Origin of the sequence: Thalassotalea atypica, from assembly GCF_030295975.1 — a bacterium.
Taxonomy (GTDB): domain Bacteria; phylum Pseudomonadota; class Gammaproteobacteria; order Enterobacterales; family Alteromonadaceae; genus Thalassotalea_F; species Thalassotalea_F atypica.
The window spans coordinates 4238735-4262392 of sequence record NZ_AP027364.1 but is presented as its reverse complement, the minus strand read 5'-3'; the positions used below and the strand labels follow the sequence as shown (position 1 = coordinate 4262392).

Genomic DNA, 23658 nt, shown 5'->3' with positions numbered 1-23658 from the left:
CTATGCGCAATGAAAAAGTGAGATAGCAGACTAATTAACTTTGACGCTTATATAAGATCTTAAGAAACGCTCTTGTACCATTACAAATTACAACAAAACTCAACAATTTCGTCGTAACTAAGCTGTTACATTTGGGCTATGATTATTCCAATCGACGTTACGTATTAGTAATTTGAATGAGGGATATCATGAAAAAATTAGTTATTGGTCTGTTCGCTTTTATGTTTGTAAGTACGGCAATGGCACAGTCAACAGTAGTTGAAGGTGTTATCGAAAAAGCAGAAGTTATTACAGGCACAGTTGGAAAAGATGGTAAGCCCTTATTAGGTGCTGCTGTAGGTGTTGGTGTCGGCTCGGCATTTGGCTCTGGTAGCGGTAAAGATGCAGCAAAAATTGTTGGTGGCTTAATCGGCGCAGGGCGACAAGCGAGTAAGCAAAAACAAACCATGTATGGCTGGCGCTATATTGTAAGAACAGAGAGTGATCTCCAAGTTGTTGATACTTGGTGTCCAGCGCCCAATCAACAATGTTCTGGCGTATTAAAAGGCAAAGAAGTTTACGTAATTAATGGCAAAGAAGTCGCAGTAAAATAGCCTAATAACGTTTAAGAGAAACAATATGCACTTGCGCGCTGGCCAAGTGCTTTTTTGTTGAACCTTTATAGAATATATTGCCGATATGCTGGATGACGCTCAATATAATCACACCAAGTCGTAAAGCTATTGTAGGTATATCGCGGATCAGTCGCTTTGTACCATTTCGAATGTTTATGCGGCGGCAAACGAAACTTGATTTTCCAGCCGTCAATCCCGACATAGCAAGCCAAGTCACGATTTGTTTCATTGATGACCTTAATTCGCATCATTCCCTCAAGCGTCTTGCCAAATTCAGTTCTTATTTTTGGCATCGACAGTGCCGTTGTCGATACGAATATCGCCACAAGAAACAAAACGACTTTTGAAAGTGGATTCATGTTTTATCTGCCAACCTTTGCGCCCACCATAAACTGAATCCTATGATACTACCGCCGATAGCGAGTTTGACAATATCCCCCTGTTCGCCAAACAGTGTTAACGAAAATATTACTGCTAATGGTACGTAGCCATTATTCATTATAGCAAGTTCAGTAGCCTTGACTTGTTTGGCGCCAAAATTCCACAAACTAAACCCAAGGCCTGAAGCGATGATGCCCAAGTAAATGAGTACTTGCCATTGTTCTATAGTTATCGAGCCAATGGTACTGAAACTTCCCTTAATCAAGACTACGATGGTACTGAATAAAGCACCGCCGCCATACATCAGTGTCATTTGTGTCACATGAGATGCTGGCTGGTTTACTGATTCGATTTTTCTATTGAGGTGTTTGTATGCCACCTGCCCAAATGCGAAAGCGATGTTGGCACTTTGTAATACGATGAATCCCAAGAAATAATCACTGGTTTGAGGCGCTTTAGCGACAATAATCGCGGCGCCAATAATAGAAAAAATCACAGGAAATAGCTGTTTGACGCTGAAGTTTTGATTAACCCAGCCACTAAATAATATTACATACAGCGGTGTGAAAATGGTGAATACAGCAACTAAATAGCCGGGTAAGTACTGGTATGACTGAATATAAGCCCAATACATTACGCCAAATTGAATTGCGCCAAGAGCCACTAATTTTAATGTGTTCCGAGGTAATGCTTTCCAGCGGCAAAAAATCGCAAAGGTGGTAAAACAAAGTACTAATCGAAGTGCCGCAACTAAAGATGGCTCAATGCCGGCAAGCTGGCCTTTAATTAAACCAAAAGAAAAGGCCCATAAAACAGAAACAAAAAGTAGCGCGTACATGATATGAACAAACAATAAAATACAGTGACCGTATTTTAACAAATAAATACACTAGAGTTACTAGCTTGTTTTACTTTATTTTTCTTTATTGAAATTAAAATAATTAGAATAAATTTGCCTGATGGTGTTGAAAGCCGATTTGGTTGTCTCCATGTCTAGCCTAACATTATAATAAAATAAGATACCTTCTGGTATTTAAGCATTCAGAAAGAGAATTATTCATGGCTAAGTTAGAACCCGTTACTAAAGAACAACATCAAAATTTAAAAATTGCCGCTCAACGCAGTTTAAAGCACATTGCTGGTCAGCACATTGTTCCGATTACAGCACCAGAATTTGCACAAGGGGCGACTAGCTACCCTATTTTTATTGTTAAAGATCCTGAGTCAAACCGTTTTCGTAGCGTGGCGATGTTAGGGTTAGAAACAGGCGAAAACTTGTTTTTAAAAGATGACACTTGGTCAGCAATTTACGCGCCGCAAAGTGTTGGCATGGTGCCGTTTGCTTTAGGGTTAGACCCGGAAAAAGACAAAACATTAACGGCATGCGTTGACGTTGAAAGTGAATATGTTGGCGAAGATAAAGATTTACCATTATTTGATGAAAAAGGTGAAGCAACTGACTTATTCAAAAACGTTGAAGAATCGTTAGGTCGCTTATACAACAATGAAGTGATGACTGAAAAATTCATCAAAGAGTTATCAGATAACGAGCTATTAGAGGAGATAGAGCTGGTTGTTACTCTTCATTCAGGCGAGAAAAAGAAAATTGTTGGTATCTATACCATTAATGAAAATAAGCTTCAGTCATTAACTGATGAGCAAGTAATCAGCTATCACAAGCGTGGATTATTTATCCCTATGCACTCAATGCTTGGCTCTGTTGGACAAATTCATCGTTTAGCACAGCTACGCAATGCTACTGAAGCTGCAAAAGTAGCAGGTATTCAAGTGGTACCAGTAGAGAAAAAGTAGTCTTTTAAGACACGTAATAAAGAGGCCGCGTGCCTCTTTTTTTATGCGCAGAAATCAGCGGATAGCCAATAAAACAGTAGCAGTTGTTTTTTATTTAGACAATATCAAAGACAAAATGTTAACAAGTGTGACTAGTCTGTGTTAGTTTAACAATCAAACAAGTTATGGGTAGTTGATAACGAGGAAAACATGGCTGATAAAAACAAGCTTTCCAAGGATATGGAAGAACAAATTCAAAGCCTAGCTGGCGATATTTATATTCAGATAGAAGATAAAATTGCGGGCCTGCTCTCGTCGGTTGAGCAATCACACCAAGTGACAGACGAGGATGTGATTCAACATCCATTATTCTCTGAGCTTCAACAAAAAGCAGAACAACTTTCCCAAGCCGCAGCAGAGACTGAATCAAAAGCGCAAAAAGAGCTGACTGATGCCAATATTAAAATACAAGCGCTAAATAAAGCTGTTGATGAGCGTGATACTGAACTTAAAAATCACGGTGAACTAAGTTCTACTAAGCTCACTGACACTGAGCAGGTGTTAAAAGAGAAGTTGGCAACAATTTCGTCGTTAGAAGAACAACTAAAAACAGCTCAAGCGCGTGAAACGGAAACCAGCTCTTCATTAACTACTACTGAGCAAACACTTGCCAAAGTGCAAGAAGAGCTCACCAAATTGGCTGAAAGCGAACAAAACCTCACTAAGACTAATAAAGCGAAGACTGCCACGTTAGAAGTTCAAAACCAGCAAATTTCCGATCTTAATAGCCAACTTAATACCGTCAGCAGTCAACTTGAACATCTTCAATCACAACAAAGCCAGAGCAATAATCAACAGCAGCAACAGTTGGTTGAAGCATCGGAGAAAGCGGCTAGTTTAGAAAAACAAGTCGCTGAATTGAATAGTCAACTAAGCCAAGCGGAATCACGTCATGCTCAAAGTACTGAGCAAGACAGAGCAAGCCAAGTGTTGATTGCTGAACTCGATTACAAAATCAACGAATTAAACACACAGTTAGAAGCCGCCGAACAACAAGGTGGGGGATTAAAACAAGCGTTAGCAAAAATTGAGGAATTGAAGCAACAATTATCGGAAGCACAAACTGGCACCGAGCAGCAAGCTGAGATCGCTAAAGCACTGGAACAAAAGCTTAAACAGACCGAAACACAAGAACAACAGCTAGCTCAAAAGGTGACGGAACAAGCAGCCAGCATCACCTCACTGAATGCGCAAATCGAAAGTACCAAAGCCAGCGTAAATAAAAGCCAAACTGAACAAGAGAAGCTATTGGCTGAAGCAAACGCGAAAAATGAACAACTCAAAGCAGAGCTAGAAGCTGCGTACGCTAATGCAGAACAGCAAGAAAGTCAGGCTGATGTCTTGGGGCAACAATTGGCGCAGGCCAGCGAGCATGAACAGTCGGTTAAGGTAACGTTGGAGCAACAAGCTCAAAGTATTGCTACGCTAACAGAAGATTTAGCACAACGTCAAAAGGCATTTGAAGAATCACAAGCAGCATCAACAGAAAATGCGGAAAAAGTTAAAGTGTTAACTCAAGAGTTAAGCGGTGCCAATACCAATTCATCTGAGCAAGCGATGCAGGTCACAAAGCTCACAGCACAGTTAACTCAGGCACAGCAACAAGCAAGATTTTTAACTGAAGAGTTAGAACAACACAAAGGACAGTTGGTTGAGAAATCGAAAGAAGTTGAAGCATATAAAGTAACGAGTGCAGAAGCTACTACTACCCATGAACAAGAGCTTGCAAAACAAGTGACCGAAAGCACAGCCTTGCAGCAACAAATTGAACAACTTCAACAAGTGAAAAAAGAGCAGCAACACAATTTAGAAACATTGCAGCAGCACGTGAAAGATTACAAAGAAAAAACTGATGCTCAAGATAAAAAATTCACTGAATTAGAAGCCGTCTTTATGCAGCATCAACAGACTGCGTCTGAAGCAGAACAAAAATCCAGAGATGAAGTTAAAGTGGCTAATCAGCAATTGCAGGAGTCGAAGACGCAACTTAAACAGTTAACAGAAGATGTGAATACGGCAAACACCAACGCAGAAAATTACCAACAACAAAGCACTGACGCACAAGAGAAACTGGCACGCGCGCTAGAAGCGGAAACGTCAGCCATTAATCGCTTGACCAGTTTTAAAGAAAAACATCAAGGTGATCACGATAAGGCGCGTGACACGATTAAGTATCTACGAGATGAAAACCATGAACTTAGCGCTAAACACGCCCATGATGTCAGTGAATTGGAAGATAAAATCAGAGAATATCGATTACGCTTTGAATACGCGCAGAAGCAGTTGGCGAGCCAAAGTTAACTTAAATTAAGCATCATAATAAAACCGTTGTGATTGCGTGTAGTGATCACCACGGTTTTTTATTGTCTGAATTTTCCATGTTGACGTTTCGCAGTTGTCTTTTTGAATGACTTTAGTGACTGTTCGTCAATACTGGAGTTGTTGACTATTGCTGGCATTACCTGCATTTTCTTTAAGGAATGAAAACCAATACAGTAATAGGATTTATAACCATGGCGATCGCTCTAGAGACGACATCCTTTTCAATTAGAGCTTTTGAATTCTCTGATCTACCTGCTTTTTCTCACTACCGTAATTGTCCCGAAGTCGCTCGATATCAAAGTTGGGTCGATTACAGCCTAGATGATGCGATTAAGATGTTTGAACAGACGAATTATAAGCTATTTTCAACGGACGAACGCATTGGTCATTGGTTTCAGTTAGCGATAGTCGAACATAGCTCCGGACAACTGTTGGGAGATTTAGCAGTTCATTTTATCGACAATCAGCAAGTGGAAATCGGTTTTACTATTGCCCCTGAGCATCAAAATAAAGGGGTAGCAACACGAGCGATAAAACGGTTGTTGTCTTACTTTTTTGTTGAGCAGGATGTGCACCGTATTACGGCAATAACCGACAGTAAAAATTTAGCAAGTGTGAGATTATTAGAAAAAACTGGGTTTAGGCGAGAAGCACATTTTGTTAAAAATATCTTTTTCAAAGGGGCGTGGGGCGATGAATATGTGTTTGCTATGCTTCAAGAAGACTATCAACAGCGACATGGTTAATAAGATGACTAAGTCGATGGTTGTTAAAAACTAACACAGACTTTGATCAGTAAAGTGCTATCATAAGGAGACTTATACAAGGCTGACTTTTTATGACGATTAGATTACCACTGGCTAAATTATCTCAATGGCAACAAGTAACGTATTGCTGTGCACTCCTTGAGCGCATGCTACCTAACTACCAAATGTTTTCTCAAGCAATGGGCTTTGGTGAGACCAAGGTACTGCGTAATCAACTAGATTTACTGTGGCAATGGTTAGATAAATCACAAAAAGTTAAAATTAATTATGATGCCCAGTTGGTCAAGCTAGAAGAGCAAACTCCAGATCCTGAAGCATTCGATTCGTTTGGTGTTTTCCCTGCTGTCGATGTATGCATGGCGTTAATGTCGCTAATGCAAGGCATTCAATCCAAAGAATCAGACGGCTTACTTGATGTTGGTAAATTGTCGGAAAATAGCGTCCGCTATTTTGTTGAGCTGACTTTAGTGCAAGATGCTGATGGGCAAGAGGATGTTGTGATTGATGAACAAGACATACTCGAACATCCGCTTATGGAATGGGAAATCGCAACGCAAAATGAGCTATTTTATTTCCTGAAACACGCGCCTGAATCTAAAGCTACATGTCAGGAAGCCAAGCAAATGGCGCTTGAGGAAAGGCTTTCAAACCTAGGTATCGAAATAGAATAAACCAGCATTAATTTATGTTGTTATCGGTCTACTAATCAGCACACAAAAAGCAAAAAATATTACAGAGCATATTTTGTCATCACCAACACTATTAAAAACTGATCCATCACCGCCACTGATATGGACAACCTTATTGATGGCGGCTTTTTTGCTACTTGTCCCGCAAGTATTACTCACCTCTGTTTTTGGTTTTTATGCGCATCTGATAGATATGCCTAATGTGGGTCAGTGGTTAGTTAGTATTGAAGTGCAAATGAAGTTAATGCTAATTGCCTCACCATTAACAGCCGCTTTAGTTATTTTGTTCACCCGAACGTTTGGAACGAGCTCAGATAATTGGCAAAGTATTCTCTTGTATCTTAGCATTAAATCGTGCTCAAAAAGAGACATTATTACTTGGGTGTTGGCTTCTATTGCGCTTTGGGTTTTGATGGCGTTACTCGGTGTTGTGGCTGATCTTCCGGAAGAAGAATTTATGCTAATGGTTCGAGATTCTAATACGTCGCCGTTGTTAATTTTTATCGTAATTTGTGTATTTGCGCCAGTGGTTGAGGAATTAGTCTTTAGGGGGTTTTTGTTTCGACGCTTTCAACAAACTTGGTTAGCGTCAACTGGCTCCCTTATTGTGACTTGCGCGTTGTTTACGTTAGTACACGGAGCACAATACACATTAGTTGGACTGGTGTTTATTTTGATCATCGCTGTTTATTTAGCCCTGATTCGATGGAAAACACGCAATACCAGTTTGTGTATTATCGCTCATGCGACGAATAATGCTTTGTCCATGGTGGCGTTATACTATTTTTACTAACTTAGCGGCCTTCGTTCAATCAGTAAGGCATTGCTACTTTACTTGATAAAGTCTGTACGCAACCTGACCTGCGACTTTTTCTTTATGTAAGTGCCAATTTTCAGGTAAATATTTTAGTTGGTGTTCAGCTTCCGTTTCAACGTAAACAAGGGCGTTATTAGCTAGCCACTCTTGACCCATCAGTGCAATCACCTTTTCTACTAATCCTTGTCGAAAGGGAGGGTCGATAAAAACCAGATCGAATTTTTGTGTATTCCCCGCTAAAAATTTTATTGTGTCGGTGTTATGAACAATAACATTTTCAGTCGCTAGAGTTTTGCTGTTCAGTTTTAGTTGGTTAGCGGCGTCCTTATTTAGCTCGATCATCGTAACCTGCTGAGCACCCCGAGAATATGCTTCAAAACCTAAACTTCCTGCTCCAGCGAAACAATCGAGGCAGTGACTGTCCTGTATATAAGGCATCAACCAGTTAAATACGGTTTCTTTGACTCGGTCAGTAGTCGGCCTTAATCCTTCCGCCATCAGCACCGGTAATTTTCTTCCGCGATGCATGCCGGCAATAAGTCGGATACTGCCCATTGCTGAGTTATTCTTTGAAGATTTGCGTCGATTGTTCATTTACTGATCTACTTTGGTTTTTCAACACATCATTAGGTGTTAATATAGCGCACAATTTTATCCTTAAAGTGCGCGTTTGTACTAATAGTATTAACTATTATCTGATGCCAATTAGTTGAATTTACTACTATGTCAAAGAAAAAAGGCTTGTTTTCCTGGTTAGGTCTAGGTGGCGATAAAGAAACGACCGACGCTGAAATATCGGAAGCAGTTGATGAATCTACATCACAAGCAATAGAACAAATTGAATCAGAAGTTATTGCATCGGCTGATAGCGCTGAAAATAATGACTTGCCAGAGCCAGAGCCAGAGCCAGAGCCAGAGCCAGAGCCAGAGCCAGAGCCAGAGCCAGAGCCAGAGCCAGAGCCAGAGCCAGAGCCAGAGCCAGAGCCACAAAAAGTAGGCTTTTTTGCTCGATTAAAAAATAGCTTATCAAAAACCCGCCAAAATTTAGGTGGTGGCATCTTTGATTTGTTCCGTGGCAAAAAAATTGACGATGAACTCTTTGAAGAACTTGAAACACACCTATTATTAGCGGATGTTGGTATTGAAACCACAATGAGGATTATTGATTCACTAACGGAATCAGCCAACCGAAGCCAACTTAAAGACGCAGAAGCCTTGTATGACTTGCTGAAGAAAGAGTTAAAACAAATTATTGAACCGGTGAGTAAGCCTCTAGAAATTCACAATGGTGAAGGTCCTCACGTCATTTTGATGGTCGGCGTAAATGGTGTAGGTAAAACCACCACGATTGGTAAAATGGCCAAGCAATTTCAAGCACAAGGCAAATCGGTAATGTTAGCTGCCGGAGATACGTTCAGAGCCGCAGCGGTCGAGCAATTACAAGTTTGGGGTGAACGCAATGACATTCCTGTAGTTGCTCAACATACAGGAGCAGACAGCGCCTCAGTAATCTTTGATGCAATCAGCGCTGCGAAAGCGCGAGGTGTGGACGTACTTATTGCCGATACGGCCGGGCGTTTGCAAAACAAAGGGCACTTAATGGAAGAGCTAAAAAAAGTGGTTCGTGTCATGAAAAAGCTGGATGTAGATGCGCCTCATGAAGTGATGTTAACCATTGATGCCGGCACAGGGCAAAATGCCTTGAGCCAAACACAGCTGTTCAATGACGCGGTGAAACTGACCGGATTGACGGTCACCAAATTAGACGGCACTGCCAAAGGTGGCGTTGTGTTTGCTATTGCTGATAAACATAATGTGCCTATTCGTTATATTGGTGTAGGTGAAGGTATTGATGACTTAAGAACCTTTGACAGTGAAGAGTTTATTGACGCCCTGTTTACGCAAGAATAACTCAGTATTGTTAAGAATTTGCATCACAACCATTGCAATTCATGTCGATGCCGATAAAAATAAAGCTGAACCAATACAACAATAAGAAATTTAATGATCCGCTTTAGAAAGGTCAATAAAACGTATCCAGGTGGCTTTGCTGCTTTAAAAGATGTCTCCTTTGAGATTGAATCAGGGGAAATGGCATTCTTAACAGGTCATTCAGGTGCCGGTAAATCGACATTGCTTAAGCTGATCTCACTAATAGAGAAACCAACAGCAGGTACCATCAAAATCGATGGTACCGAACTTTCCACTATTCCTTACCGAAAAATTCCTTTTGTGCGTCGAAATATAGGGATGATTTTTCAAAACCACCACTTGCTGATGGACCGCACAGTATTTGATAACGTTGCATTACCATTGATCATTGAAGGTTATAGCCAAAAAGAAGTGGTAAAAAGGGTTGATGGGGCATTAGAGAAAGTGCAATTAGGCGATCGAGCCAGATGTTATCCTTACATGCTCTCTGGTGGTGAACAACAACGTGTTGGTATTGCTCGCGCTATCGTTAATAAGCCTTCGATTATTTTAGCGGATGAACCAACTGGTAACTTAGACCCCGAGTTATCTCTTGGCATTGTCCGCCTATTTGAAGAATTAAATGCTGTTGGTGTTTCGGTGATCATCGCAACCCATGATTTAGGCTTGATTGCTCGAATGCGTTATCGGACATTGACGCTTAAAAATGGTGCCATGATCACCGATGGTGTATTTCAAGGGTTAAATACAACGCGAGATCTTAGCCAATGATTTTTAAATTCAATCAAGATGGCAATAGCCAAAGCAAAGTCAGCCTCTCGCAAAAAGCCGTTTCATGGCCCATCCGTCATTTACAGCAAGCGATTGGCAGTTTAGGTGACATGTGGCGAACGCCGTTTACTTCCATGATGACAATATTAGTGCTGGGGATCAGTTTAACTTTGCCGGCCACATTGCATTTATTCGTGAAAAATGCCGACAACATCGTCTCTCGTTGGGACAGTTCGTCAGAAATCAGTTTGTACTTGAAGTTGTCAGTGACTGAACAGCAAGCTCAAAAATTGGTCAGGAAAATCAATCTGTTTCCGGAAGTGGAAAAGGTTGATTATATTTCCTCTGAACAAGCGCTTGAAAATTTTAAAGAGTCGTCAGGGCTTGGTAAAGCACTTGAGTATCTTAAAGACAATCCGCTACCTGCTACACTTATGGTCACGCCTACACAGCGTGCTAGCCAAGCAAGTGCAGCAAAAGAGCTTCTGGCTAAGCTAGAACAAGAGCGTGAAGTGGACCAAGGAAAATTAGACTTGGAATGGCTGAATCGATTACAAGCCATGGCAGTGCTAATAGAAGATATCGTGATTGCAGTGGCATTAATGCTTTGTAGTTCAGTGGTGCTTATTGTTGGTAACACCATTAGGCTAGCTATTTTGCATCAAAAAGAAGCCATTGCCGTGATGAAAATGGTTGGCGCAACGGATGCGTTTATTCAACGCCCTTTTATGTACACCGGTGCATGGTATGGCATTGCAGGCGGATTTTTCGCCAGTATATTAATTGCTGTGTTGGCGAGTTATTTGTCCGGTGCGCTGGTGGAACTGACTGACTTGTATCACAGCAGTTATCAGCTTGAACGTTTGTCATTCTCAGAAAATATGATGCTGATCGGTTTAGCTATCGCACTAGGGTTGATAGGCAGTTATGTTTCCGTGCGTCAACACATTCGAGCTATAGAGCCTTCTTCAGACTGACTTAAAGCTAGCGTTATGAAGCACTTAACATTTCATCTGCCCACGCCAAAGCATTTATTTGTACTTTGGCGTAAGTGTCTTTCGAAATTTTAAACTGTCTGGCAATATTGTCGCAATGGAGCCAACGCCCTTGCTCTATATGCCTTGCCATATCTAAGTAGCTAGTTAAGTAAATATTTTCACTGAGTAACGCGGATTTAATCTCTACGTCAATAGGTAAAATATCGACCACTTGCGCAATTTCGTAATCCAAAATACCGTCAATCATCGACAGCATTCCAGTTAAAAATGCTTTTGGCGGGTTTTCAACATCTCCCACTTCTTTAGATATTTGCTCACAAAATTTTGCCCTAAACAGCGATATGCGCATTATTTCACTGGGTTTACCTTGGCTTAAATCTGACAACGCCAGTAAGGCAATGAATTTTTTCAACTCAAGTTCGCCGATGTACACCAACGCATGTTTTAACGAGGTTATTTTTTGAGTTCTGCCAAATATGGGGCTGTTAATAAAGCGAAGCAATTTATAAGTTAAGCCAGGGTCACTGCTAAAAATATGGCTCATCACGTCAAAATCTAGTTTCTCCATTGATGACTGGTTAATGAGTGATAAAATATTGTTTTTGGCAGTGGTGATTTTTTTTTGTTTTAGCATTTCCGGCCGAGCAAAAAAGTAACCTTGGAATAAAGTAAACCCTAACAATTTTAACTGCTCAAACTGACGTAGTGTCTCAACTTTTTCAGCAAGTAAAATCTTACCGTGACAGCTGATCCTATTAACGTAACGACTGACGTCTAAAATTGACAGAGCAAGCACATCAACCTTGATAATATCCACATAAGGTAAAATGGCGTCCCATTTAGGATCAAAGTCATGGTCATCTAGCGCTAGCGTGTACCCTTTTGCTTTTAACTCGCTACAGGCGTTAAGTAGAGCGTCACTTAAGGGAACGTCTTCCAATATTTCAATAACAATTTTTGACGGATCCAAAAAGCTGGGAAAGTGTTTAATTAAGGTGTCGGCATGAAAGTTAATGTAAGCTATTTTATCGCCTGTGATTTCTTCTACACCCATGGTTAAATGGTTATTTGTTAAAATATTAGAGGTGGCTTGGTCTGGATTGATGTTTGGAAAGCTGTTGGTTTCGCCATCACGAAACAAAAGCTCATAAGCCTCAAGCTCTTGATCAATATTTAAAATAGGCTGTCGTGCTACATAGGAATACACAAATTATTACCTTTTCGTTACTTCAGACCTCTGGTCTAACACCAAGTTAATGGTATATTCGAAAAACTATTATTAAACCGTTATTAATATCTGTGCTGCTAATAATACTAGCGAGTAATAGCGTATTAGTGAAATAAAATTTCAATTTGATCTGTCTAATGTCTAGGAAATGATATTTTAACTATCGCAACAGCAACCAAAGCATGGTAATATCGCGAGCCATCCTATTTTTAATAGGGATGTATACGAGGTCTTAATTTATGAGTGAAACATTGCAAACGACAGCTCTTACGCTACCTAAAAGCGGTAGTATTGAATCCTATATGCAGTCAGCATATAGCATCCCTGTACTGAGCGCAGATCGTGAGCGTGAGTTAGCAACTCGCTTATTTGAGCAGAATGATTTACAAGCGGCGCAAGAATTAATCATGTCGCATCTTCGATTTGTAATTCATATCGCCAAAGGATATTCAGGTTACGGTTTACCTCAAGCAGATTTAGTGCAAGAAGGTAACGTCGGATTGATGAAGGCAGTAAAACGATTCGACCCTGCCGTCGGTGTTCGGCTGGTTTCTTTTGCAGTTCATTGGATTAAAGCTGAAATCCATGAATACGTACTACGTAACTGGCGCATCGTAAAAGTTGCTACAACAAAAGCGCAACGCAAATTATTTTTCAATTTAAGAAAGAATAAAAAGCGCTTAGGTTGGTTTAACAATGACGAAGTGAATAGTGTGGCGGAAACGTTAGGCGTAAGTGCTAAAGATGTCATGGAAATGGAGTCACGTCTAAGTAATCAAGATCAAGCGTTTGAACTCAATAACGATGATGACGACTCAGGTGCCACCAGTAATTTTGCTCCAGCGCAATATTTGGAAGACAACCAATCAGACTTAGCTACTATTGTTGAAGATGCTAACTGGGAAGCTCATGCGAATAAGCGTTTGTCGACCGCATTAGTAAGCTTGGATGAACGCAGCCAAGACATCGTCAAAACACGTTGGTTGACAGATGACAAATCGACCTTGCAAGAGTTGGCGGATAAATATGAAATTTCTGCTGAACGTGTTCGTCAGTTAGAGAAAAATGCTTTATCCAAACTTAAAAATGCAATGACCCTTTAAAACGGTCTTCTACGTTGCAATAGAAAGTCGGCTCTTGTCGGCTTTTTTTATGCCCAGCTTTCCTCATTGTGTAACACCCTGTCGTAAATTGACTACTCTTTATCCTTTTGTAGGCCACTCGTTAGCGTCAATTCCTATATCAACACACGATATAGTTCAAAATAGCTGATTTAACAATCAAATGTTTTGTTTGTGCATTAAGAATCCTTCTATTTTTTGTAACACTGCTGTGTCAAAGCAGTGTCAATTGAATAGATGCAACTACGATCCTTTGTTATGGAATAAAATTAATTAGCGCCTTATTGAGCCCTTGTTTTAAGGCTGGACTAGCTTTAACTAGAGCAACCTGTCGACAAAAAGCAATTGTTTTAAATTTATACAGGCCACATGATGCATGCCTCACACCTGTAACAGTGATAACACTAGAGATACATTTTTTCACGAACTCTCGACGCTAATGTACCGTACTATTAATGGATGCAATGGATTGCTATTACAACAAAATAGTATTCAGAAACATTAGATTAGAGAGATTCTTCATGAACACATTTTCTCAAGTGACTAAAGCGGTTAAACACGCTTTATTATTCGGGGCAGCCAGCAGTGCCCTATTTGCTACATCATCAATCGCAAATGAATCTGGCGCAGAGCAAGTAGAACGAATCCAAGTAACTGGCTCTCGTATTAAACGAGCAGACATGGAAACAGCAAGCCCAGTAACTGTGATTGATTCGTCAGCTATTTTAGCTACGGGCGCTACGTCCATTGATGGCGTATTGCAAAGCATGACCTCAGCTGGTGGGGCAATGACTAACCCAGGTATCAACAATGGCTCGGGTGGTAATGCTCGAGTTAACTTGCGTGGCTTAGGCTCAAGTCGTACGCTTGTTCTTGTTAACGGTCGCCGTATGATCGCTTCAGGTACGGGCGCCGCGTCTTCTGTAGACCTGAACACAATTCCTGTATCAATGATCCAACGTATTGAAGTCCTGAAAGATGGTGCATCAGCTGTCTACGGTACTGATGCGGTAGCTGGTGTCGTTAACGTTATCTTAAAGCGTGACTTTGAAGGTCTAGAAATGAACGTGCAAACGGGTATTTCCAGTGAAGGCGATGCGAGTGAGTCATCAATTGACTTTACTGTCGGCGCATCAAACGATAAAGGTAATATTGTACTAGGCGTTCAATACACAGATCGTGGTGATGCAAGCCAAGCAGATCGCGACTTTTCAAACTGCCCAATCACTGAAACAGCTGACGGTAGCGAGTTATATTGTGCAGGTAGTTCGTATGCGGAAGGCGGCCATATTTGGGGCGATACAGCTGATCTAAGTGGTCGCGGTGGCCAATACCATGATTTCGTTTATTCGGGTGACAATAACGATCGTTATAATTACTCAAAAGACAGTTACTTATCAACGCCAATGCAACGCCTTAACTTAACTGCTGCGGGTACCTATGAACTTTCTGATACGATCACATTTTTCTCAGAAGCAATGTACACCAAGCGTTGGTCAGATCAACAAATGGCGCCACAGCCAATTTGGAATTCAGAGTCTTGGGAATACGATTCATCCTGGATGAACCCTGAGCTATTGAACCACGGTATCGTTGACGGAGAACTACTTGATTACGGTCGTCGTATGACTGACTCAGGTACACGAGATTTCTCTCAAGTTGTTGATACAGTTCGTATTGTTGTAGGTCTCGAAGGTGAGTTCGACAACGGCTACATGTGGGATGTTTCATACAATAAAGGCCGTAATGACTCAGTTGATACACTAGCAAATTTGCATAACATTGGTTCAATCAATGATGCGGTACAAAACAAAACATTTGACCCGTTCACGCAAGCGTCTTGGACAGGTGATTCAATTAAGCCATTTATTTACACTGAGCTAAATGCTGGTGGTAGTGAAATGGACATTTTAGCAGCGTCTTTATCTGGTGAATTATTTGAGCTACCAGCAGGTACGGTAGGTTTTGCTGCGGGTATTGAGCATCGTTTAGAATCTGCGTATTACACGCCAGACTCGTTAACAGCACAAGGATTGGCAAACGATCCACGTGTTGAGCCAACGTCAGGCTCTTTCAATGTTAATGAAGCATACCTTGAATTGGCCGTACCACTAGTTGACGGCGCATCATTTGCTGAGCATATCGAGTTAAGCGCGGCAATGCGTTACTTCGATTACAGCACTTTTGGTGACGACAATACGTGGAAACTTGGCTTAACGTGGAAAATGAATGACCAAGTGATGCTTCGTTCAGTTGCATCAACTGCTTTCCGAGCGCCTACTGTTGATGAATTATTTGGTGGTGCTTCTCCATCATTTGAACAAGTTAAGCACCCTGCTACAACGCAAACACAAGCTGAAGTAACCGTTGGTGGTAACCCATTATTAACACCAGAAGAAGCTGATATTTTCACCTTAGGTGCGGTTATTGAGCCAGAGATTATTGATGGCTTATCTTTAACCGTTGATTATTACGACATCGAAATTACTAATGCAATTGGTTCAGTTGATAATAACTATATTGCTAATTTATGTTTAGGTGCAGACGGCAATGCTATTAATGCTGGCTCTGCTGTATGTCAATCAGCTGACATCGCAATGGACGGTACAGGTCGCATTACTTTCAATAATGGACTTCAAAATATTGGTGGTCAATCAACGGCTGGCTTCGATATTAATGCTACATATACTTTTGTTGCTGCGGGCTTAGATTGGAGAGTGAGCTTAGATACTTCAATCCTAGACCATTATGAAGAGTCAGACCAAGACGGTAACGTGATTGAATACACTGGTTTTGTTACATCAGGAAGCGGTGCATATGCAGACATCAAGTCTAACTTAAACGTTAATGTGAAATCGGATAGCTGGGAAGCAACATACGAAGCACGTTACATTGATGGTATGGACTCCTTGTCATGTAGTGATGAGCCATCATCATGTTATGCGCCAACGGTTGATTCAGTTATTTACCATGACGTTTCTGCGGTTTATTTCTTAACGGATAGCATCACGTTATCAGGCGGTATTAATAACCTTCTTGATGAAGAGCCGCCTTACTATTCAGGTAACAATGATTCAAACACTGACCCATATACTTATGATGTGTTAGGTCGTTACTTCTTCGCTCGTGTTGGTGTTAAATTTTAATTAAGTCAGTTTAATCTCTTAAACACTTAGCGTAGTTTTTAAACCAGCAAGTTCTATTTAGTAGATAGTTCTTGCTGGTTTTTTGTTTTCTGCCGCGTAACAACTTTCACTTTTTAAGCTATTCAAGCTTCCGTGATCAATTCAGGAATAACCTTTTTTAAATAACATTGTTGCTTTTATAATCACTACGATTATTTCTCAGCGCATGTGTGGTGGTTAATTAAACGGATTTTACGTGTCTTTACTTCTAGGTCACAAAGATAACAATTCTCCGACAATTCATAACAATCATTTCTGAACTTCTACAGCATATTAACTGCGGGCTATAGACCCAGTTTAAGAATATAGAAAAGAATTTGTCTCAGAGGAGTTATTTGTGAATCCAACAACCAAAGTAAATAAAGCAATAAAGCGTGCTTTATTTTTAGGGGCGACTAGTACTGCCCTTCTAGCAATGCCAACAATGGCGAATGTAATTGAAGAACAAGAAGTTGAAATCGAACGTATTCAAGTGACGGGCTCTCGAATCTCTCGTACTGATATGGAGACAGCATCTCCTGTTACCGTTATTTCTTCAGAAAGCATTGCCAAGGGCGGTTTTACGTCAATTGATGAAGTGCTTGCTTCTCAACCAAGTGCAGCAGGTGTTAGCCTTGGTGCTTCTTCAAACAATGGATCGGGTGGTTCAGCGACAGTTAACCTTCGTGGAATGGGCTCTCAACGTACTTTAGTCCTATTAAATGGTCGACGTATGGTGTCTTCAGGTACGGGTGCTGATTCATCTGTTGACTTGAACACAATCCCTGTTGCGATGATCAAATCAATTGAAATATTAAAGGACGGCGCTTCTGCAGTATACGGCTCTGACGCTATTGCAGGCGTAGTAAACATCATCACTAAAAAAGATTACGAAGGTACTGAAATTTCAGCTGATTTAAGCGGTACTGATAAAGGTGACGGCAACTCAGGTGGTTTTAGTATTTTACACGGCACTGAAGTCGCCGACGGTAACTTAGTGCTTGGTTTCTCATATACTAACCGTGGTGATGTGATCCAATCGGATCGTGACTTTACGCCTCCTGGTCAATCTTCATTTGTTCCTGGCGGTAGCTTAGGCGGTATGGTACCTGACGGTAACGGCGGTTTTGAAGAGCGCACTGAAGGTTATGACTACACTACAAGTAGCTATGCCCAAACACCTAGCGAGCTTTACAGCTTATTTTCTTCATTCAATAAAGAAATCGCTTCAGATACTGAGCTGTCAGTCGACGCTATGTATACATACCGAGACTCAGAGCAACAAATGGCACCACAACCTGCCAATATTGATTTGGATACAGCTCAATTAGATTCAAAATATACCGATCAATTCCTTGATGATAACGGTGATACACCAGAGTTTTTAAACTATCGTCGTCGCATGACTGATGCTGGTCCACGTATATTTCAGCAAGAGACACACACTTATCGAATTTCTGCTGGTCTAAAAAGCTACTTAGACAATGATGATATGTGGGAAATGTCTGCTACTTATGGTCGTAACGAGTCTAAAGATAAAGTACAAAACTCTATTCACGCTGGTAACATGGAGCAAAGTATCTATGAAAACCAAGACCTATGGTTTAGTGGTGAAGATTTAGACCGTGATTTCTTAATGGAAGAAGGGGTAATTTACACTGAAGGTAACGAAGGTGGTAACGAGCAATTTACAATCGCCATGGGCTACTCAGGCTTATCAGAAAATGATATTGGTTACGCATTTGGTATTGAAAACCGCTATGAGTCTGGCTACTACACTCCAGATGAAGTAACGCAAGCTGGTGAAAGTACAGCTGCACAACAAGACCCTACGGATGGTAACTACAACGTATTCTCTGGTTATGCGGAGTTTTCAGTGCCAGTAACAGATAGCTTGGCTATGGAGGCGGCTGTTCGTTATGACAACTACTCAACATTTGGTAATGCAACAACGTGGAAATTAGGCGCTACATACACGGTAAGTGAAAGCTTAATGATTCGCTCTGTTGCAGCTACAGGTTTCCGTGCACCAAGTGTTGCCGAATTGTACTCAGGTAACTCGGGCTCGTTCGACTATTTAACTGACCCGTGGGGTAATGCACCTGACAAACAAATTTTGGTAAATTACACGGGCTCTGATGACCTTCAACCGGAAGAAAGTGAATCATTCACCTTTGGTGTGGTTTGGGACGTAAATGATTCTATTTCAACGACGGTTGATTACTGGAAGTTCGACATCACAGATGCAATCACGCGTTTGAATGTTCAATCTGAGATGAATGCTTGTTTCGAAGGCAATATGCAGTCTTGTGAAAATGTTAATATCGGACCAAACGGTGAAGGTGTTAATAGTGATGATGGTGAATACTCGCTAACTTCTGAGCTTACAAACGTTGGTACTCAAGAAACATCTGGTATTGACTGGAACGTTACATATTCAGGCGATATCTTCCGTGTCGTTGTTGATACTACTTACTTAATTGACTTCACTGAAGATGATGTTGATTACACAGGTACTATTGATGGCATTTATGGTGCCTATGCTGAGCTGAAATCAACCGTTACGATTAATGCTGATATTACTGACGACTTAAGTGTTCAGTACATTGGCCAATATCTTGATGGCATGGATGGTGATTACTACGGTGAGTCATATTCAACAGATGCTGTGATGTACCACAATGTTTCTGCTAACTATCATTTCAATGATGATTGGTCAGTCAATGCTGGTGTACAAAACTTGTTTGATACCGAGCCTGAAACAGTCTTAAATGGTAGTGACATGAACACTGTACCTGAAGTTTATGACACAGTGGGTCGTAACTTCTACGTCAGCACAGTTTATAAACTTTAAACAATAACGTGCTCAAGACCTAGCAAGCTATCAATTTATTGGCAGTTTGTTAAATCAATTGAACAGCAGGTTTAGTGATCTTTTCACTGGCTTGCTGTTTTTTTATGCAATTTAATTGCTTTTTACTAGCCAAGGAGGATATTTTTGATAGACTAACCGCTCAATAAGAATACTAATAAAATAGTAGATGGATTTTTCCCGATGTCGGCTTCTGAAAAGGAAGACTTAAACGCGCTTCGACAATTGCCTAAATTAAAGTCATTGTTGAAAAAGTACCGTCAGGTCAAGACGAAACAAAAAAGTTTGTTGCAGCTCTCTGAGCTGGCAAGTACTGTGACTGAGTTAGATACTTTTTACAAATCGCTTGTCGATATCATTAGCGCTCTACTTACCACTGATAGCCTCCACATTTCACTTGTCGATGATAACCGTGATTTACAAATGGTCTTTTGTCATAACAATATCGAAACTCGTTTAATCGAGCGGGTGGAATTTAGTCAATGGCAAAAAAGTTTAACTGGCTTGGTGTTTTTAGAACAACAACCCTTGCATTGTTCTGCGGCTGAGCGCATGGCGTTAGCTAAACAAGAAAAAATTGTTTTGTACGGATCTTCATGTGTAGACTGGCTCGGAATACCGTTGCACCGAGGACATCAAATCATTGGTGTAATCGCTCTTCAAAGCTACGACGAGAAACATTACTTTAATGATCGTGATTATGAATTATTAGAGTTTATTGCTGATCATTTAGTGACCGCAATCGATCGGGTTCGCTCTCGTGAACTTATGGAGCAATGTATCAGTCAACGTACCCGCAAGTTGACTGATACCAATCGCCGACTACAAGAAGAAATTGCCGAACGACAAAAAGCAGAAAACATCCATAAAGCACTACTGGCAATGTCAGAAATTGCCGCTACAGCTAAGTCTAACCAAGAACTTTATCGTTCAATTCATCACGAAGTCAAAAACCTCATTGTTGCGGATAATTTCTACATCGCACTGAAAGCGGAACACAGTTCTGATTTTGAGTTCCCCTATTACGTGGACGAAGGCATCAGTCATATTGATTCCAAAAAACGTGCTGAAATCTTAACAGACCTCGCCATAAAAACAGCTAAGCCGTTATTAATAGCTAATGAGCAACTAATAACGTTATCGGAAGACGGCACTATCAGCCGAATGAAGTATGTGCTTAATTATGATAGAAAAAATGAACCACAAACTTGGCTATCAGCGCCTCTATTTGACCAAGATAAGGTCATTGGCGTTATCGCAATACAAGATTATTTTCATGCAGATGCCTACAAAGAATCCGATCTCGGCTTAATTCGTTTTATTGCACAACACATAGGCACGGCAATCGTTCGTAAACGCGCTCAATCACTTATTGAACAAAGTAACGAAGAGCTAGAGCGATTAGTCACAGAGCGCACACAAGAGTTGCAAGCAAGTAATTTAAATCTACGTATGCAAATTGAAGAGCGGCGTAAAGCAGAATCTCAACTATATTACGAAGCACATCATGATGCCTTAACTAAATTACCTAACCGTGCCATGTTTACTGACAGGTTGACTCATGCATTACGTCACATCAAACGCCATTCGCAGCATAGCTTTGCGGTATTATTTATCGATTTGGATCGCTTTAAAGTCATTAACGACACGTTAGGTCATCAAGCGGGTGATAAATTTCTCATTGAAATAGCCTCTAGGTTGACAGATTGTGTGCGTGAAAATGATGTATTAGCCCGTTTAGGTGGTGATGAGTTTGTGATCTTACTTGACTCACTCGCCTCTCAAGATGATGTTGAAGATGTTGCCACACGCATTATTGAATCGATTGAACAACCTTTCGAAGTTGATGGAAATTGCCTATATTCCAATGCCAGTATAGGTATCGCGTTATGTAATGCGCATTATCGTGATGCTAGCGAAATACTGCGCGATGCAGATGCCGCGATGTATCAAGCGAAAAGTTTAGGTCGTGGCCGTTATGTCTATTTTGATGACAGTATGCGCGAACAACTTCTAGCTAGTTTAACGTTAGAGCAGGAATTGCGCATTGCCGTCAAGCAGCAACAGTTTGAACTGCATTACCAGCAAATATCTGATTTAGGGTTAACAAATACTATTGGCTTTGAAGCCTTATTGCGTTGGCAACACCCGACCAAAGGTTTATTAACGCCGAGCGAATTTCTATTTATGGCAGAAGAAACCGGCCTGATTCTAGATATTGAACGCTGGATCATGGAAGAAGTTGCCTATCAGCTGAGACAATGGTCAACACATCCTCAATATAACAATGCCTATATCGGCGTTAATCTATGTGGCTACTACCTGTCTCAACCTAAGCAACTTAATGATTTGATCGACTTAATTGTTCAAAATAAAATTGAACCTCAACGGTTGATTTTGGAGTTTAATGAATCTGCTTTTATGCAACAACCTGAGTTGGCATTAAGAAGTCTGCGTAGATTGAAAGAGTTCGGGGTAAAATTAGCTCTTGATGATTATGGTGCGGGTATGTCATCTTTTAACTTCCTTCACAGCTACCCTTTCGAGTTTATTAAACTTGATCGCAGCTTTATTAAAGGTTTATCGAGTAGTGAAAAACAAGTTTCACTGGTAAAAGCACTACATGATTTAGGCAATAATTTTGGCTACCGTTTGGTGGCAGAAGGCATTGAAACTCAGGAAATGCTTGATTTATTGCAATTGGCGGGATGTGAATTTGGCCAAGGATACTTTATTAGTCGCCCATGTAAAATGTCTTCTCAAGAAGATGATAGCAAAAACTACGCCTGAGCCAGCATAAAAAATCCTTAAACTATTGGCTAAGATTTACTAAAATACCCTTCCACACGTAATGCTATACCTGGAACGGTATTATAATCTTCACTATCGGACCATTCCATGAAAGGTTCAACATCAAAAAATAGCCATTCTTTATAAGCATTAAAACGATATCGGTAGCTCAAGGTATATTTATCAATAATAAATCCTCTATCGCCATTACGTTCACCTTCTACCACTAAGCCCAATGCGCCTGCATCTGACAGGGAAAACTGTTTTAAGTGAAACAAACCATGCTTCCAACGAATGCCACTAAAAGATTCAGAGCCCCTGATTGAATAGTTGACCCGTAATTGCTCTTGTAAATTTATTTGGTATTCATACTCGGTTAGTAGCTTCGCACCAACGCCATCATTAAGGTAGTAATAAACGGATGGCTCAACTTTAATCCCCATATCATTGGTAAATACGAGATGGCGTCGGTGGCGTGCCCGAAAGAATACGTCACCAGATGAAAGGCCGAGTCGCGTGTCTGTTAATGTATTACCCGTACGCTTATGAACAAAACGTACAGCAGCAGCAAAGCTGTCATCATCTATGTTCTGGCTCGAGTTTACGGTCTCTAAAGGGAGTTGATTGATGTTGTCTTGTTCGTCATCGGAAAGGATGAGGTCTAATTTGTCTTTGAAATGAGGTAGCTTCACTCGTAATCTAAATTTTCCTTTGAATTCGGAAAAATCCCCTGCTTTTGGCTCCCATCCTAGCCTAATTCGTGCACTTGCTTTAGGTGAAACTTGCTCTTCTTCGTCATCGGCAAAGAAACTGTCAAACCAAATGGCCGATAAAAATACTGTATCGCTGACATTTAGGTGCAGTTTTTCGACCCAATCAACTTCTGCCTGCTTTTTACTGCCAATAATGGTTATTTTTTCATCTTGCTCAGCAAAACATGAATTTTGTATTAAAAAAGTCAGGTTTAATATCATAAAAACGCTAGTTTTACGTATTACATCAAACAATGTGCAGGTCGCCTCAATTAATGTTGATTGAAAAGGTGCTTTTTAACTATAAGACCTTATAATATTCCTAATTTGATTATAGGAGTAATTTATGGGTGGTATTAGCATTTGGCAATTAGTGATTATTGCTGTCATTGTTATTTTATTATTCGGTACGAAAAAATTAAGAACATTAGGCTCTGATTTAGGCTCAGCAGTTAAAGGTTTTAAAAATGCTGTAAGCGATGAAGATAAATCTAAAGAAAAAAGCGAAGATACTCAAGCTTCACTAGCTAATAATTCAGTTGATCAAAAAACTGAGTCAGAAGCAGTGAAAGAGAAAGATCAGGCATAA

19 protein-coding genes are annotated in these 23658 nt (G+C 40.5%); 14 read left to right on the top strand and 5 right to left on the bottom strand.

Annotated features, from left to right (window positions below; all coding sequences use genetic code 11):
* The first annotated feature begins 188 nt into the window (after positions 1 to 188).
* Positions 189 to 593 carry a glycine zipper 2TM domain-containing protein gene (locus tag QUE03_RS19095; RefSeq protein WP_286263627.1) on the top strand — a complete coding sequence of 135 codons (405 nt, stop codon included), beginning with the start codon at positions 189 to 191 and terminating at the stop codon, positions 591 to 593.
* A gap of 65 nt (positions 594 to 658) precedes the next feature.
* Here the strand turns inward: QUE03_RS19095 and QUE03_RS19090 are convergent, their stop codons facing one another.
* Together QUE03_RS19090 and QUE03_RS19085 are read right to left on the bottom strand one after the other, a co-directional pair.
* A complete protein-coding gene (locus tag QUE03_RS19090; protein ID WP_286263625.1) occupies positions 659 to 973 on the bottom strand; it encodes a hypothetical protein in 315 nt (104 codons plus the stop codon).
* On the bottom strand, positions 970 to 1875 hold the full coding sequence (locus tag QUE03_RS19085) for an EamA family transporter (RefSeq protein ID WP_286263624.1): 906 nt from the start codon (positions 1873 to 1875) through the stop codon (positions 970 to 972). Before QUE03_RS19085 ends, QUE03_RS19090 begins: the two co-directional genes overlap by 4 nt.
* 179 nt (positions 1876 to 2054) lie before the next feature.
* Between QUE03_RS19085 and QUE03_RS19080 the strand changes: the two genes are divergently transcribed.
* The 5 genes from QUE03_RS19080 to QUE03_RS19060 all read left to right on the top strand — a co-directional run bounded on the left by QUE03_RS19080 (position 2055) and on the right by QUE03_RS19060 (position 7417).
* The gene (locus tag QUE03_RS19080) at positions 2055 to 2807 is read left to right on the top strand and encodes a SapC family protein (protein WP_286263622.1); all 753 of its coding nucleotides are present in this window, start codon (positions 2055 to 2057) and stop codon (positions 2805 to 2807) included.
* A gap of 189 nt (positions 2808 to 2996) precedes the next feature.
* Positions 2997 to 5147, top strand: coding sequence for a coiled-coil domain-containing protein (locus tag QUE03_RS19075; protein WP_286263620.1), 2151 nt, complete (start codon positions 2997 to 2999; stop codon positions 5145 to 5147).
* A gap of 212 nt (positions 5148 to 5359) precedes the next feature.
* Positions 5360 to 5914: a GNAT family N-acetyltransferase gene (locus QUE03_RS19070; RefSeq protein WP_286263618.1), complete on the top strand. Its 555-nt coding sequence runs from the start codon at positions 5360 to 5362 to the stop codon at positions 5912 to 5914.
* Between the two features lie 92 nt (positions 5915 to 6006).
* Positions 6007 to 6606: a YjaG family protein gene (locus QUE03_RS19065; RefSeq protein ID WP_286263616.1), complete on the top strand. Its 600-nt coding sequence runs from the start codon at positions 6007 to 6009 to the stop codon at positions 6604 to 6606.
* Positions 6607 to 6679: 73 nt separating this feature from the next.
* On the top strand, positions 6680 to 7417 hold the full coding sequence (locus QUE03_RS19060) for a CPBP family intramembrane glutamic endopeptidase (protein ID WP_286263614.1): 738 nt from the start codon (positions 6680 to 6682) through the stop codon (positions 7415 to 7417).
* A 33-nt stretch (positions 7418 to 7450) separates the two neighbouring features.
* Here QUE03_RS19060 and rsmD read toward each other — a convergent pair whose 3' ends face one another.
* The gene (rsmD, locus tag QUE03_RS19055) at positions 7451 to 8035 is read right to left on the bottom strand and encodes a 16S rRNA (guanine(966)-N(2))-methyltransferase RsmD (protein ID WP_286263612.1); all 585 of its coding nucleotides are present in this window, start codon (positions 8033 to 8035) and stop codon (positions 7451 to 7453) included.
* A 129-nt stretch (positions 8036 to 8164) separates the two neighbouring features.
* Here rsmD and ftsY point away from each other — a divergent pair, with 129 nt between their 5' ends.
* The 3 genes from ftsY to ftsX all read left to right on the top strand — a co-directional run bounded on the left by ftsY (position 8165) and on the right by ftsX (position 11121).
* Positions 8165 to 9352, top strand: a complete 1188-nt coding sequence (ftsY, locus tag QUE03_RS19050; protein ID WP_286263611.1) for a signal recognition particle-docking protein FtsY — start codon at positions 8165 to 8167, stop codon at positions 9350 to 9352.
* A 93-nt stretch (positions 9353 to 9445) separates the two neighbouring features.
* Positions 9446 to 10144, top strand: a complete 699-nt coding sequence (ftsE, locus tag QUE03_RS19045) for a cell division ATP-binding protein FtsE (protein ID WP_286263608.1) — start codon at positions 9446 to 9448, stop codon at positions 10142 to 10144.
* Positions 10141 to 11121, top strand: a complete 981-nt coding sequence (ftsX, locus tag QUE03_RS19040) for a permease-like cell division protein FtsX (protein ID WP_286263606.1) — start codon at positions 10141 to 10143, stop codon at positions 11119 to 11121. The genes ftsE and ftsX overlap by 4 nt, the downstream gene beginning before the upstream one ends.
* 13 nt (positions 11122 to 11134) lie before the next feature.
* Here ftsX and QUE03_RS19035 read toward each other — a convergent pair whose 3' ends face one another.
* Positions 11135 to 12349: an EAL and HDOD domain-containing protein gene (locus tag QUE03_RS19035; RefSeq protein WP_286263604.1), complete on the bottom strand. Its 1215-nt coding sequence runs from the start codon at positions 12347 to 12349 to the stop codon at positions 11135 to 11137.
* A 260-nt stretch (positions 12350 to 12609) separates the two neighbouring features.
* Between QUE03_RS19035 and rpoH the strand changes: the two genes are divergently transcribed.
* The 4 genes from rpoH to QUE03_RS19015 all read left to right on the top strand — a co-directional run bounded on the left by rpoH (position 12610) and on the right by QUE03_RS19015 (position 22317).
* Positions 12610 to 13473 (top strand): RNA polymerase sigma factor RpoH, encoded by an 864-nt coding sequence (rpoH, locus tag QUE03_RS19030; protein ID WP_286263600.1) that lies wholly within the window; start codon positions 12610 to 12612, stop codon positions 13471 to 13473.
* 539 nt (positions 13474 to 14012) lie between these two features.
* Complete coding sequence (locus tag QUE03_RS19025) at positions 14013 to 16637, top strand: TonB-dependent receptor plug domain-containing protein (RefSeq protein WP_286263598.1); 2625 nt, start codon at positions 14013 to 14015, stop codon at positions 16635 to 16637.
* A gap of 454 nt (positions 16638 to 17091) precedes the next feature.
* Positions 17092 to 19509, top strand: coding sequence for a TonB-dependent receptor (locus tag QUE03_RS19020; RefSeq protein WP_286267925.1), 2418 nt, complete (start codon positions 17092 to 17094; stop codon positions 19507 to 19509).
* Between the two features lie 201 nt (positions 19510 to 19710).
* Positions 19711 to 22317: a bifunctional diguanylate cyclase/phosphodiesterase gene (locus tag QUE03_RS19015; protein ID WP_286263596.1), complete on the top strand. Its 2607-nt coding sequence runs from the start codon at positions 19711 to 19713 to the stop codon at positions 22315 to 22317.
* Positions 22318 to 22346: 29 nt separating this feature from the next.
* Here QUE03_RS19015 and QUE03_RS19010 read toward each other — a convergent pair whose 3' ends face one another.
* Positions 22347 to 23291, bottom strand: a complete 945-nt coding sequence (locus QUE03_RS19010) for a hypothetical protein (protein ID WP_286263594.1) — start codon at positions 23289 to 23291, stop codon at positions 22347 to 22349.
* A 124-nt stretch (positions 23292 to 23415) separates the two neighbouring features.
* Between QUE03_RS19010 and tatA the strand changes: the two genes are divergently transcribed.
* Positions 23416 to 23658, top strand: coding sequence for a Sec-independent protein translocase subunit TatA (tatA, locus tag QUE03_RS19005; protein ID WP_286263593.1), 243 nt, complete (start codon positions 23416 to 23418; stop codon positions 23656 to 23658).